This window comes from Leptospira noumeaensis (assembly GCF_004770765.1).
Classification (GTDB): Bacteria; Spirochaetota; Leptospiria; order Leptospirales; family Leptospiraceae; genus Leptospira_A; species Leptospira_A noumeaensis.
The window spans coordinates 232,305-245,182 of sequence record NZ_RQFK01000009.1 but is presented as its reverse complement, the minus strand read 5'-3'; the positions used below and the strand labels follow the sequence as shown (position 1 = coordinate 245,182).

The following is a 12,878-nucleotide window of genomic DNA, read 5'->3' as shown; positions in this document are numbered from 1 at the left end:
AGAAGAATCAAAAAAGGGTAACCATCTCTAGAAAGAATCATTACATATTGTTATTTGAAAGCTACTACTGCACAAGCTCGTGCATATTCTCTGTAATCATCATTTGCTTTTTGTTCAAATTTAGAAATTCCGTGTAAACGAAATGCATCACTTGCTTTTTTTGCATGTGTGGATGCTTCACAAAAATTTCCGGCCTTTGAATGAGCTAGGCTTGCTAAGTATTGGATGGATGCAAAACTTTTGTGTTCGCTCATTCCAATCGCTTCTCTAATTTTAATAGCACGAGTATAATGTCCGGAAGCTAAATCAAACTCACCTAAACCCTCTTCTTCGCTAGCAAGTTTCACAAGTTCGTTAGAAATCACAGTTAAGGTTTCTTTGTCATATTGACTGATGAGGGAATCCAGATCTTCATTCATCAAAGAAGATTCTCCAGCAGAAATGGAAGCGGTAAGTGCCAAAACTAGGATGGTTAAAACTGCCTTTTTCATATTCCCTCCGAACCAATGGTTCTCTTACATTATTGCAACTATCGTACCAGGTGAAAACTGGCCTAAACCGCAAGGGAATGGCAGATCCAGGCTTTTTTTCGAGACGGAATCTATTAAATTTGCTCAAAAAATAAGCAGAATGTTGATTTGGAAATAAATTGCCTAAGATTGCGATGGGCGATGGCAGAGGTCGGGTAAGCGGGTTTCGAAAGTGAGGGCGGGGAAAAAGAAAGTCACTCACTTTCGTGTGTGTCCTTCTTGGGTAAGTGGATTTCGAAAGTGAGGGCGGGGAAAAAAGAAAGTCACTCACTTTCGTGTGTGTCCTTCTTTGGTAAGTGGATTTCGAAGGCGAGTGAGGGAAAGAAGAAAGTCACTTACTTTCGTGTGTGACTTTCTTTGGTTTGTTAGAGGGGGTTTACTTCAATTCGTCATCAGAAATTTCTAATTCTCTTTGGAGAAAGTCGGTGAGATCCATCGAGCGGTAGTGGTCGCGGTCACCGTCACATTGCCTTCCGCCAGGGACTGCCAAGGTCCGGCCAGCAATGGTAATTGGTTTTAGAAATAAATTCCCTGTCAAAGGACAATTGGGTCCGGGAGAAAGTCCATTGAATGCACAAGTGGCTCCCTTAACGACATCAGCAGGAATTTCTTCTGCTTTTCCGTTTGGATAAAATACAGGATATGGGCCTTCGTTGTACCAACGAGAATACAATTTTCCCCAAATTGGTGCCGCCACTCCCGCAGCAGTGACACCCTTTCCAAGAGAAAGCGAAGATTTATCAAATCCCATCCACACAACGGATGTGTATTTTGGATCGAAACCAGCATACCAAACATTTGTATAAGAAGAAGTAGATCCTGTTTTTCCGCCGGATTCTCCCTTATAATTTCCTTTATCGGCTGCTCGGAGGGCTTGGGTAGGAGTTCCCCCCATCGCCACACCAATTAACATTTGTTTGATAATGTAAGCTGTAGCTTCTGGAATGATTTGGATGGAACCATTTTTTGCTTCTTCCGCAAGAGTTTCTTGTACTTCTTTTTCTTTATTATAGACAACAGAACCACTTTGATTTAGCACATAACGCACGCTAAAAGGAATCACATCCTTTCCTTTATTTGCTAAAATGGAATAACCAAGAGCCATTTCATAAGGTGTAAGTTCAGCAACACCTAAAGCCAAAGCAGGGCCTGTGGGAAACCTAGATTTATTTGCTTTTGTCACTTTAGATGCAAAATCGATGACGGCATCTGTTCCTGTTCGCATCAAAACTTGAACAGAAACAATATTTAAAGACAAAGATAACGCTCGAGAAAGTGGAACCATACCTCTAAAATCACCAGAAATATCTTGTGGAGAATACCCTTCTCCTTCTTCTGTAATCGTTGTTAGAGGAGCATCCATAATCCCAGTTCCTGAACCAACGGCTCTATTTTGGATGGCTGCTGCATAAACAAATGGTTTGAAGGCCGATCCGGTTTGGCGACGAGCCTGCATGGCGCGATTGAACTGATTTTTCGGGGAGAACCTAGATCCCCCAACCATCGTTTGGATATAACCAGTTTGATGGTCTATAGTGACAATGGCACCTTCTACGTGTAAGTTGGAGGAAAACACAAGGGAAGATCTTTGGAATTCTTTGACTGCCGAACTTTCATTTTCTGATGGGGTAAAATCAGTTAGAAGTTCTAAGGCTGGAGCCATTTCTTTTTCTAAATGGAGTCGGAAAACTTGTCTATCATCCAAACTCGTAACGTAAGAAACTCCGACAGGAAAAATGGATCCAAGTAAATTATATAAAGAAACAAGGCCTTTATCCGCCCTTCCCACATAACGAAAGTTTGCACCAAATGCATATTTATCTTGTTCGATAAGACCTTTTCTAAGTTCTTCTTCGGCAATCTCTTGTTTTCTGACATCAAGAGTTGTGTATACTCGGAGTCCCCCAGTGTACAATGCCTCTTCCCCTAGTTCCTTCTCTAAGATTTGCCGCACCCACTCAGTAAAATATGGGGCTCTATTGAGTTTGGCACCCCAAGTGGAACGAGAGGGAGATTGTGTGATGACCACTGGCCAGTATCTTTCCCAAAAATCATCATGGATTTTTTGGACTTGGTCTTTGGGGATAAATCCGTTCTTCGCCATAAGGCTAAGAACCACCATATGCGCTTGTTTTGCTTCTTTTGGATTTTTGAATGGTGAATAAGTTACTGGAGCTTTGGGAAGTCGTGCCAGCATGGCCGCCTCAGCGATACTTAAGTCCCTGACATCTTTTTGAAAGTAAACATTGGCTGCAGAAGAAAGACCAGTGGTTCCATGTCCCAAATAGATTAAGTTAAAATAAATTTCTAAAATTTCTTCTTTGGTATACTCTTGTTCAATTTGTAAAGTGAGGAGTGCTTCTAAAAACTTACGACCAAAAGTTTTTTTCCTTTGTTGTAAGATGGTTTTTGCCAACTGCTGAGTTAAGGTTGATCCACCTTGGACAATCCGTCCGGCAAAAACGTTTTTGATGGCAGCACGAACGATGGCTAAAAAGTCGATCCCAAAGTGATTGAAGAAGTTATCATCTTCCACGGAAAGAAAGGCATGGATGACATGAGGAGGAATGTCACTGTATTTTAATAATTCTTGTTTGTGGCGATAGAGTTCCGCAAACAAAACTCCATTCGAATCATATAATTTTGTGGGAGTGGTTGGCTGGTAAGATGCCAACTTCTGTAACTCCTTTCCTTTATTAACCTCAGAAAGGATGTATCCAAAAAAGAATCCACCGAGAAGTGCAATCGTAAAGAAAGTAGTAATAGTGATCCGAAGTGTTTTTTCTTTGTTCATGGTATTATAGGTGGAAGCGTAATCCTTCCCTTGCTAAATGAATTTTTAATTTTTTTTCGCCTAAGTGTTCTTTGTGAAGTTTGGCATCATTATAAATTTCGTAAATTTTTTCATCTGAATAACTTGGTTCATGGTGAGTTAACACTAAATTTTTGACCTTCCATGACGAAGCACAATTCACAGACATGGTATAAGCAGTATGACCCCAATCAAATTTGGAAAAAGATTCGTCTAACGTGTATTGGGTGTCGAGGATGAGTAAATCTGCTTCTGCAAAAAAAGGATAACATTCATGGATTAAATCCATATCAGCACCTGTAAATTCCGCATCCGTTGCAAAAATAAAAATTTTGCCTGCACGGTTTGTGAATTTATACGCGAAGGATCCACCAGGATGTTTTAAAGGATAACATTCTACCTTCATCCCCGAACCAAATTCCAAAACATCACCAGGAAAAAAAAGTTTGAAGTCTTTGGCAGAACCCGTTCCGTCCAAAGGAACAGGAAAAAATTCTGGTTCTTGTTGTTTTTGCAAACGAGATTCCAAATCGGAATAGGGAGAATAAAAATTAAGTAGGAAGTCAGGAAAATAGATGGGTTTGAAAAAAGGAAGCCCTTGGATATGATCCCAATGTGTGTGTGTGATAAAAAAGGAAACAGTCCGTTTTAACTTATTGGAAAGGTATTCGGAAACAAGTTCGTCCCCTAAGTTCCGAAGGCCAGTTCCCATATCCAAAACATAAACTTCCCCTTCATCATCAGTGACCGACACACAGGTTGTGTCAGATCCTGTGACAAATTTCAGGTGGTAAGGGAGGTCTTGCCAAAATTCATCCGCCGACACACCAGCCCCCGATTGCCGATAGAGGTCTAGGATATCGATAATTTTTTTGCGGTAATCTTGGTTGCGGAGGGGGCTCGCTATGGAGCCGCGGACTCCGTAGAGTTGCACAATCACTTCCTCGATGCTAGGAAATCGACTTTCCTTGTCACTCAAGATTTGCGACCTTGAATTTATGGCCTCTCGTTACCCAGGATATGAACTCCGATTTGGACCTCCGATGGTTCCCGTTGTACGCACTCTTATGATCATCAATGCAGTTTTATTCCTCCTGCAGATGGCAACGAAACTGGCCTTCCATTCTCCGATTGTGGAACTCTATTTTGGACTCACTCCTGAGCTGGTTTTGAATGGTTGGGTCTGGCAACTTCTCAGTTATGCCTTCCTCCACGGGAGTTTCCTACATATCCTTTTTAATATGCTGAGCCTTTGGATGTTCGGTTCCGAACTCGCTGAAATTTGGGGAGAACGTGCCTTTTTAAAATTTTATCTTTTCACTGCCTTTCTGGGTGGGATAGGAACCGTGGTTGCCCATTTTTTTGGCATTCCGCAAGGATTAGTTGTCGGAGCCAGTGCCAGTATCTACGGGTTACTTGTTGCCTATGCGATGACTTGGCCCAACCGAGAACTTCTTGTATTTTTGATTTTTCCGATGCGAGCCAAATACTTTGTGATGATCGTCATGTTAATGGTTCTTTTCGCCCAAGGGGAACATGTAGCACATTTTGCTCATTTAGGGGGAGCCATTGGAGGTTTACTTTTAATGAAAGTTTACACTGGCTGGAAAAAGAAAGTGGGTAACCTTCCCACTTGGTCTCTCTCTAGGTATTTACAGAAACGCAGATTTATGCGTTACCAAGAAGAAATGGCAAAAAGAGAAAATGCAAAAACGAAAGTGGATGAACTTCTTGAAAAAATTTCCAAAAATGGAATGGATTCCCTCTCAAGAAGCGAAAGAAAGTTTTTAAACGAAGCGTCTCAGAAATACTTTAACGAGTGAATTCTAAAGTTTTCTTTTTTCCACAAATTCCTCCAAGATCACCTTACTATAATTTGGCGATTGAAGAGGCAATAGCCGTCCAACTGGTTAAAGAAGGAATTACTGCGGGAGTCAGGCTTTGGAAAAATCCTGATTCTATCATTCTCGGCCTTTCCGAAAATCCCTTTCGTAACATCAAAGAAGAAGTGGTGACAAAATACGAAACGGTTGCAAGAACCATTGGTTTTCAGAAAAAACCGATACCTAATTTTTGTTATATTGCTAGACGAGCCTCTGGTGGCGGAACCGTTTTTCATTCCTTATCAGGGAATATTAATTATTCCCTATATGTCAATTTGGATGAGAGGAAAGAACTTTTTCCTGTCAAAGATTCCTATGATATCCTTCTTGGAATTGTTGCGAAGTCCCTAAAAAGGCAAAACATCCAATGTTTTCCGAAGGGAAAGTCCGATTTGGTTTTAGAAAAAAATGGAATTTTCAAAAAGATTTCAGGCAATGCACAGTTTCGGAAACGAGGTTGTATTGTCCAACACGGGACACTCATCTTAGAAGATCAGTTAATCGAACGAGTGGCAGAAGTGCTCCACCATCCACCAGAAGAACCAGATTATCGTAAAGAAAGAAGCCATAAAGATTTTCTCACATCTTTACCTGATTTTTTTTCTGAAACCAATTGGGCCAATGATCTTGTGCGAGAAGTTTTTTCTTATTTAGGAGAACCAGAACCGGATTCTCTGGAAGATTTTTCAAAAATTTCCTTCTTTGGCCCCGACTTTTCTACTTTTCGGAAACACGTCCTCCAAGAATCTGAATCTATTCGCAAGAAGAAATACCAAAATCCAGAATACACACTTCACAGAGAAATTCACACATGAGTTATTTAGAAAAACAAGATCCAGAAGTTTACGCCGCATTAAAAAAAGAAGACGAACGCCAAGAACATTCCCTAGAGATGATTGCCAGTGAGAACTTTGTTTCGCGTCCAGTTTTGGAAGCTTACCATTCCACTCTCACAAATAAATATGCAGAAGGGTATCCTGGAAAACGTTACTACAATGGCTGTGAAAATGCAGACCAGGTAGAACAACTCGCAATCGAAAGAGCAAAAAAAATGTTCGGTGCTGAATATGCAAACGTTCAACCACATAGCGGTGCACAGGCGAATATGGCGGTATTTCTTGCAACCCTCGAACCCGGTGATAGTTTTCTTGGAATGAATTTGGCTCATGGTGGTCACCTAACACACGGTAGTGCCGTCAATATCAGTGGAAAATATTTTAAACCTATCCCTTATGGTGTGGATGAAAAAACAGAAACCATCAATTATGATGAAGTGGCAAAACTTGCCAAAGAACACAAACCGAAACTAATTGTTGTAGGTGCATCCGCTTACCCAAGAACCATTGATTTTAATAAGTTCCGTGAAATTGCGGATGGAATTGGTGCAAAAATCATGGCAGACATTGCACATATTTCCGGTCTTGTCGTTGCCGGAGAACACCCAAGTCCGATTGGAGTTTGTGATTTTGTCACAACCACAACTCACAAAACTTTACGTGGACCAAGAGGGGGACTCATCCTTTCCTCTTCTGAACATGAAAAGATTTTAAACTCACGAGTGTTCCCTGGAATCCAAGGCGGACCACTGATGCACGTAATCGCAGCAAAAGCTGTTGCATTTGGCGAAGCTCTCAGGCCAGATTTCAAAACCTATATCCAACAAGTTGTTAAGAATGCAAAAGTTCTCGCAGATGTTTTCCAAAAACGGGGTTTTCGTGTGGTTTCTGGTGGGACTGACAACCATATTGTTCTTCTCGATGTTTCCGTAAAAGGACTCACTGGAAATGATGCGGCGAATGGACTAGATCATATCGGAGTGACAGTGAATAAAAATGCAATTCCATTTGATAAAAATCCACCGGCGGTTGCCTCTGGAATCCGACTAGGAACACCGGCTCTCACAACTCGTGGTCTAAAAGAAAAAGAAATCGAAGCCGTGGGAAATTTGATCTGTGATTATCTAGATCATTTTGGTGATTCTTCTTGGGAAACTAAGGTAAAAGCAGGGGTGAAAGAAATCACATCTGCTTTCCCTATGGTAAATTTCCGCCTAGAAAACTAACTCTCGCTAAATGCTAAAACATCCCTCCGTTCCGTGAATTCATTTGAAAGCGGATCGGAGAAGGTGCGTTCCAATACTTCCACCCCATCCTTACCACAAAATAAAACTGTAGAAGCGCGGGTTCCATAACCAGGAACACGAATTCTTATCGATGATAAATACCTTTCGCGTTCAAGCCCAATTCCGGTGTCAGGAAGGAGTGAATCCTCTTTGACTAAATCGGCATCCGCCAGTAACCGAAAGAATTCGGATGTGACAAGGGTTCGCCAATTTTCGTTCATAGGAATGGAATCAAACACCTGTTCGACGTTTGCTTTGAGTTTTGCAGTTTTCGGCCAAACAGTATTCCAACTGGCATTACTTACAGCATGAAATCCTGGCTCTATAGTCAAAACCTGTATAGGATCCCCTCCTACATAGTTTGCTTCCTTTCCATCATAAACAAATAAATTGAATCCTTCATACTCGTTCGCATCACGTTGCACCTTCTCAAGATAATCCTTTGAAGAAACTTCCTTTTCCGATTTTAAAAAATCTAAAACCAAACTTCCTCGTGATATGGGATGGGGGTGGGAAGGTTTTCGTAAATTCCTAACATTGGTGAGAAATGCCACCTTACCGAAAGAACTGGCACCAAGCCAAGTTCCCCCGGCTTTTAAATCTTTTCCCCCAATGATTTCGGGACTAGTATCCCATAAATGAAGGGATTCTGTCGGCCTTTCAAAAAACTCATCTCTGTTGGAAACAATGACAAGTGGATAATCCGGATGAACCTTATAGGCGATCACAACTAGGCACATATCCAGTAGATACCTGGAAAAAGTGGCAAAAGAAAGCGAAAAACCTGGGAAATATTTCGATTGAACGCCAAAAACCATATGAAAACGTGAATTGCATTACGATATGAAAGCATTGGAAGCCAAAAAAGCCGTCTCTATTTTCCAAGAATCCGTTCTGGATTGGCATAAAAAAGAAGCCCCTCATCCAAATCCTTACCCAGAAGGAAGTTTAGAGTCCACCCTCTACCAAAAAAACCACATCGATACCATCCAATGGCATATTGAAGATGAAATCCGAAGGCCGGACATTGCTTTGGAAGATGTCGTGGCACTCAAACGTAAGATCGACAAACTAAACCAAGACAGAACCGATATGGTAGAAAAACTGGACGACTTTGTGATTGATATGTTTCGTTCAGCCACTCCCAAACCAGACGCAAGATTAAATTCCGAATCACCCGCTTGGTTACTCGATCGTATGAGTATCTTAGAACTCAAAATCTACCATATGGAAGAACAAGTTTCTAGAAAGGATGCCTCTGCCTCAAAAGAACATATTGCCAAATGCCAAACCAAACTAGACATTCTCCTCGACCAGAGAGAAGATCTCAAAAAATGTTTGGATGAACTATTCTCCGACTACGCAGAAGGAACCAAACGAGTAAAAGTTTATCGTCAGATGAAGATGTACAATGACCAAAATTTAAATCCGTCATTGTATAAGAATCAAAAATGACAAACCTCTTAGTACTTAGATTTTCAGCGATGGGGGATGTGGCTTTAATGACACCTGCCCTCATTGCCATTGCAGCTAAATACTCTAATATTCAGCTGACAGTTGTTACAAGAGGAAACTTCGCACCTTTTTTTTACAACATTCCCAATTTGAATGTTTTAGGGATCAATCTAAAAAAATACAAAGGCATTTTAGGTCTTGTTAGGATGTATCGTGACATCGCCAAACTAGGACCATTCGGTCATGTGATTGACCTTCACGGTTCTGTTCGTTCCAGGTTCATTGCCTTTTTGTTTCGTAGCCAAGGTATTCCATATTCAAAAATCATCAAAGGCCGCCGCGAAAAATTAAAACAAACACGACGTTATAATAAAAAATTAAACCAACTCCCCCACACTGTAGAACGTTATTTAAACGTATTTCGTAAAGCCGGATTTGATGCTCCCATTCGCAAAGGCCCTTGGCTCAACGTGGATGGAGAATCAAAAATATATGCGAGAGATTTTTTTAAGTCGATTGGAATTGATAAAAAAGAAGGCCAATGGTTTGGATTTGCTCCTTTTGCAGGACATGCACTCAAAGAATGGAGTTTTGAAAAATGCAAACGACTCGTAGAAGTTTTACTCGATGAATTTCCAGACTGCAATGTGTTTCTGTTTGGTGGAAAGGACGAAGCAAAAGAATTAGAAATCCTTCGGAATGGCCAAACACGCGCACATATTGTCCAAGGTGGAAAATTAGGAATCCGCGGAGAACTCGGGATTATGGATCGTTTGGATGTGATGATTGGAATGGATAGTTCCAACGTCCACATTGCAGCCCTACTCAAAAAACCTGTAATCGGAATTTATGGAACCACACACCCGCTTTCAGGATTTGGACCATTTGCACAAGAAGATTCAGGTGTTTTACAGGTAGACTTACCTTGTCGCCCATGTTCCATTTATGGGAACACCAAATGTTGGCGCGGTGACCATGCTTGTATGGAACTCATTGACCCACTTGATGTTGTTAGACGAATTAGACTCATTCAAAATGTAAACACACTTTGGTGACTTAGTGTATCTTTCGCTAAACAGATAAGGAGAATTCCATGTTATTTCGAATCAAAAGTTTGAATTCTCCTAAGATTTCTAGATCAAAAAGGTCTATTTCTATTCATTCCAATCCTAAGGGTTGGATGCAAAAAAGATTCCTCTTCTTTTTTTTATCTCTTATTTTTTCTCTTTTGATTTACCCTCCAGAAACTAAAGCAGAAGAATTTTCTTCTGAATTCCAACCGGTCATCCTCCCTTCCCCTAATCACACTGATTACGAAGAACAAATCAAGTGCCAAGAATTCTATTGTAAAAAGATTTCTTATACAGAAGACGGAAACTATTTAGATGAAGTTTGGAAAGAACTAGGTAAAAACGGGGGTAAGGTGGTGGTTGATTATTTAGACCACCCACTTTCTCTCAGTGAATCGAAAATGGATGATATCACTGAATACTTACGAGAAATTGCCAAACGTGACGGCCATGTGAGTTTAGAACCTTTTTATATAGCCACTAGAGGTTTGGGGGTTATGGATGTTCCCATTGTAAAAGATCTTTTTGGCCTTAGTTACAATTTGTACAAACGAATTCGTTCGGTGGTAAAGTTTGGAAGGATGGGTCACTATAACGCAAAAGTACTTTACCATCCCACAACAGGCAAAGTGCTACAGGTATTCTTCTTTCACAAAAATTTTGGGAATCTATGTAATACAGTTTATTCCACTTGTGATCGAATTGAATACATTGATGATGTTCTCTTTGACAAACAATTATCGCTGAGACTCGGAGAACCCAATGCTCGTAAAATCGAAGTTAGTTTCAAACAAACTCCAGCCATCCTGCCTCAAATGAAATTGGATATCGGGAATCTTTTGGACACTAATCGTTCGGCAAGACTATATAAATGGTTAATCATCACTAAAAAAACCGAAACTAAAACTGTGACTCGTGAACGGTTTCTGGGTGCCGAACTTGCCATCAAAGCTCTGGATTACACACTCAGTGCTTACGAAATTGTAGAAGCAATCCAACTCTATATGCCGGCTCGCACCAAACAAGCCGAAGTGGTTTATGAAGATACCGAAGAAGGAAGAATGCTAAGATCTGTTATTTTTTATCCAGTTGTGGACAAGGAATGAACTAAGATAGAATACCTAGTCTTATTTTTCTGATCTTCACCATCACCACAAAAACAACACAAGCAATTCCGGCAGATCCAGGGAACAATAAGGTTGTTGTGTTCCACTCAGCAAGTCCGGCCATAGCCAAAAAATTACGAAACAAAAAGATAAGATAAAATCCCACTGGTTCGGAGTTGGGAAGGAAGTATCCTTTACGGAATGTCGGTATAAAACCCAAAATGTCAGCGATAGACAAAACAATCACCGCCGCCAAAGGATCCGAAAAATAAAACCAAAACGGCAAACTAGAAACTGCCAACCCAAAGAAAAACCAATCGAATTTGGTAATTTCGATATCTCCACGTTTTCTATAGGCGATATAGGCGACTAAAATGGTAATGATTCCTGAAACACCAATGGGTAAACTTCCCACTCCACCATTTCCAGCAATTTGTGCGAAGAACACGATAAAGGTGGTGGCTCCCCAAATGATCCACGAAAATACATGGGGCCGGATAGTACCTGTCCAAATCCCTTTGATATAAGGAATGTATGCATAAAAAGTTAAAAATATAGCAATCCCTGTAATGAGGGAACGTAACTCAATAGATATAAAACTTGTCATTGCATAAAATCAAAAAACAAATCAAAGATAGTTGATTTTTTAACTTTGCCCTTCATTGCTTCCACAACTTTCGAATACACCTCTTCCATCGCATCGACACATTTTTCCATTTCATGGCCTGAGGCAATCTGAATGGAATTTTTGGAAAATTTAAGGTAGTCTTCTGGATTCCGAATGATAGAAAGTGCACCCTCTGCAATTCCTTTGGCATCAAAAGATTTTGTGATGTATCCATTTTCGCCATGACGGATGAGTTCTGGCAAAGCAAAAGCATCCACACCTACAGCAGGCAACCCACAAGCAATGGCCTCTAAAACTACAAGACCTTGTGTTTCCATGGTTGATGCTGTCAAAAATACATCATACTTTGGATATTCTTCGTGTAACACAGCATTGGGGATAAATCCTTTAAAACTAACCGACTTCTCAATTCCTAAATGTTCCGCTTGGCGTTCTAAAGATGGAATGGCTGGCCCCTCACCAATCACTGTGAGAGTTGCATTAGGGTAATGTTCATGTATGAGTTTAAAAGCATTGATGACCACATCACAATTTTTTTCATAAGAAATTCGACCCACATGTAAAAACTTAGGAGCATCTCCACCAGTATATGTTTTTGGTGTTCCTTGAAATCTTTTTAAATCCATTCCATTGGAAACAACCGTAATCGGACGAGTGATTCCATATTCGATGAGTTGTTCTTTGATGAGATGGCTCGGGGAAATAACTACATCACATCTGTTATATATATCGTTACAAATTTTTAGAATGATTTTTTTGCGAATATTAAAGTTATCAAATTTTACAATTTTATCTAACTCATCGATATTTAATTTTTTCTTAAACTTATTGGCCTTAAAAAAAAGTTTATCAAGTTTAAACAAACGATAGAAGGAAACGTACATTTCTTGTTCGGCCATAAGAGTGTGGTAGGTTCCAATCGTTGGAACTCCAAATCTTTCCGCAGCATTTACAGCATAAAGCCCAAGAAGGCCAGGTGTGTGAATGTGGATGAGATCGGGTTTGAAATCTTCGATGATACGTTTGATTTTTCCTGGAGAGGGCAAAACCACTTTGATATCAGGGTAACTCGGCAAATACCCGGATCGAAAACGAACCACCTGGATATTGTCCGTCATCCGGTCAAAATCCCCATCTCCGTATTTGGGAGCACAGATACAAAACTCATGCCCACGTAGAGCCAAAAGTTCAGAAAAATTCTTAATGGAAACAGCAACTCCGTCGGTTTTTGGCAAAAAAGTATCGGAAAAATATAAGACTCGCAACTGTTAC

At 40.4% G+C, this 12,878-nt stretch carries 12 protein-coding genes; 6 read left to right on the top strand and 6 right to left on the bottom strand.

Annotation, left to right across the window (positions count from 1 at the left end; all coding sequences use genetic code 11):
* Window positions 1–50: 50 nt before the first annotated feature.
* The 3 genes from EHQ24_RS02770 to EHQ24_RS02760 all read right to left on the bottom strand — a co-directional run bounded on the left by EHQ24_RS02770 (window position 51) and on the right by EHQ24_RS02760 (window position 4,282).
* A complete protein-coding gene (locus tag EHQ24_RS02770) occupies window positions 51–491 on the bottom strand; it encodes a tetratricopeptide repeat protein (protein WP_135600169.1) in 441 nt (146 codons plus the stop codon).
* Window positions 492–906: 415 nt separating this feature from the next.
* On the bottom strand, window positions 907–3,324 hold the full coding sequence (locus EHQ24_RS02765; protein WP_135600168.1) for a penicillin-binding protein 1A: 2,418 nt from the start codon (window positions 3,322–3,324) through the stop codon (window positions 907–909).
* 4 nt (window positions 3,325–3,328) lie between these two features.
* The gene (locus tag EHQ24_RS02760; protein WP_208725698.1) at window positions 3,329–4,282 is read right to left on the bottom strand and encodes an MBL fold metallo-hydrolase; all 954 of its coding nucleotides are present in this window, start codon (window positions 4,280–4,282) and stop codon (window positions 3,329–3,331) included.
* 58 nt (window positions 4,283–4,340) lie between these two features.
* Between EHQ24_RS02760 and EHQ24_RS02755 the strand changes: the two genes are divergently transcribed.
* Genes EHQ24_RS02755 through glyA form a run of 3 tightly spaced genes read left to right on the top strand, consistent with a single transcriptional unit; the run spans window position 4,341 to window position 7,287 of the window.
* Window positions 4,341–5,165 (top strand): rhomboid family intramembrane serine protease, encoded by an 825-nt coding sequence (locus EHQ24_RS02755; RefSeq protein WP_135600243.1) that lies wholly within the window; start codon window positions 4,341–4,343, stop codon window positions 5,163–5,165.
* Window positions 5,162–6,040: a lipoate--protein ligase family protein gene (locus EHQ24_RS02750; RefSeq protein WP_135600166.1), complete on the top strand. Its 879-nt coding sequence runs from the start codon at window positions 5,162–5,164 to the stop codon at window positions 6,038–6,040. Before EHQ24_RS02755 ends, EHQ24_RS02750 begins: the two co-directional genes overlap by 4 nt.
* Window positions 6,037–7,287, top strand: coding sequence for a serine hydroxymethyltransferase (gene glyA / locus EHQ24_RS02745; protein WP_135600165.1), 1,251 nt, complete (start codon window positions 6,037–6,039; stop codon window positions 7,285–7,287). The genes EHQ24_RS02750 and glyA overlap by 4 nt, the downstream gene beginning before the upstream one ends.
* Here the strand turns inward: glyA and EHQ24_RS02740 are convergent.
* A complete protein-coding gene (locus tag EHQ24_RS02740) occupies window positions 7,284–8,087 on the bottom strand; it encodes an NRDE family protein (protein ID WP_208725694.1) in 804 nt (267 codons plus the stop codon). The genes glyA and EHQ24_RS02740 overlap by 4 nt on opposite strands.
* Window positions 8,088–8,190: 103 nt before the next feature.
* Between EHQ24_RS02740 and EHQ24_RS02735 the strand changes: the two genes are divergently transcribed.
* The 3 genes from EHQ24_RS02735 to EHQ24_RS02725 are packed head-to-tail and all read left to right on the top strand — an operon-like array spanning window position 8,191 to window position 10,978.
* Window positions 8,191–8,802: a DUF4254 domain-containing protein gene (locus tag EHQ24_RS02735; RefSeq protein WP_135600164.1), complete on the top strand. Its 612-nt coding sequence runs from the start codon at window positions 8,191–8,193 to the stop codon at window positions 8,800–8,802.
* Window positions 8,799–9,857 (top strand): glycosyltransferase family 9 protein, encoded by a 1,059-nt coding sequence (locus tag EHQ24_RS02730; RefSeq protein WP_135600163.1) that lies wholly within the window; start codon window positions 8,799–8,801, stop codon window positions 9,855–9,857. The genes EHQ24_RS02735 and EHQ24_RS02730 overlap by 4 nt, the downstream gene beginning before the upstream one ends.
* A gap of 38 nt (window positions 9,858–9,895) precedes the next feature.
* Window positions 9,896–10,978, top strand: coding sequence for a hypothetical protein (locus tag EHQ24_RS02725; RefSeq protein ID WP_135600162.1), 1,083 nt, complete (start codon window positions 9,896–9,898; stop codon window positions 10,976–10,978).
* A 1-nt stretch (window position 10,979) separates the two neighbouring features.
* Here the strand turns inward: EHQ24_RS02725 and EHQ24_RS02720 are convergent, their stop codons facing one another.
* Both EHQ24_RS02720 and EHQ24_RS02715 read right to left on the bottom strand, forming a co-directional pair.
* Window positions 10,980–11,585, bottom strand: a complete 606-nt coding sequence (locus EHQ24_RS02720; RefSeq protein ID WP_135600161.1) for a hypothetical protein — start codon at window positions 11,583–11,585, stop codon at window positions 10,980–10,982.
* Window positions 11,582–12,871 carry a glycosyltransferase gene (locus tag EHQ24_RS02715; RefSeq protein ID WP_135600160.1) on the bottom strand — a complete coding sequence of 430 codons (1,290 nt, stop codon included), beginning with the start codon at window positions 12,869–12,871 and terminating at the stop codon, window positions 11,582–11,584. Before EHQ24_RS02715 ends, EHQ24_RS02720 begins: the two co-directional genes overlap by 4 nt.
* Window positions 12,872–12,878 lie beyond the last annotated feature (7 nt).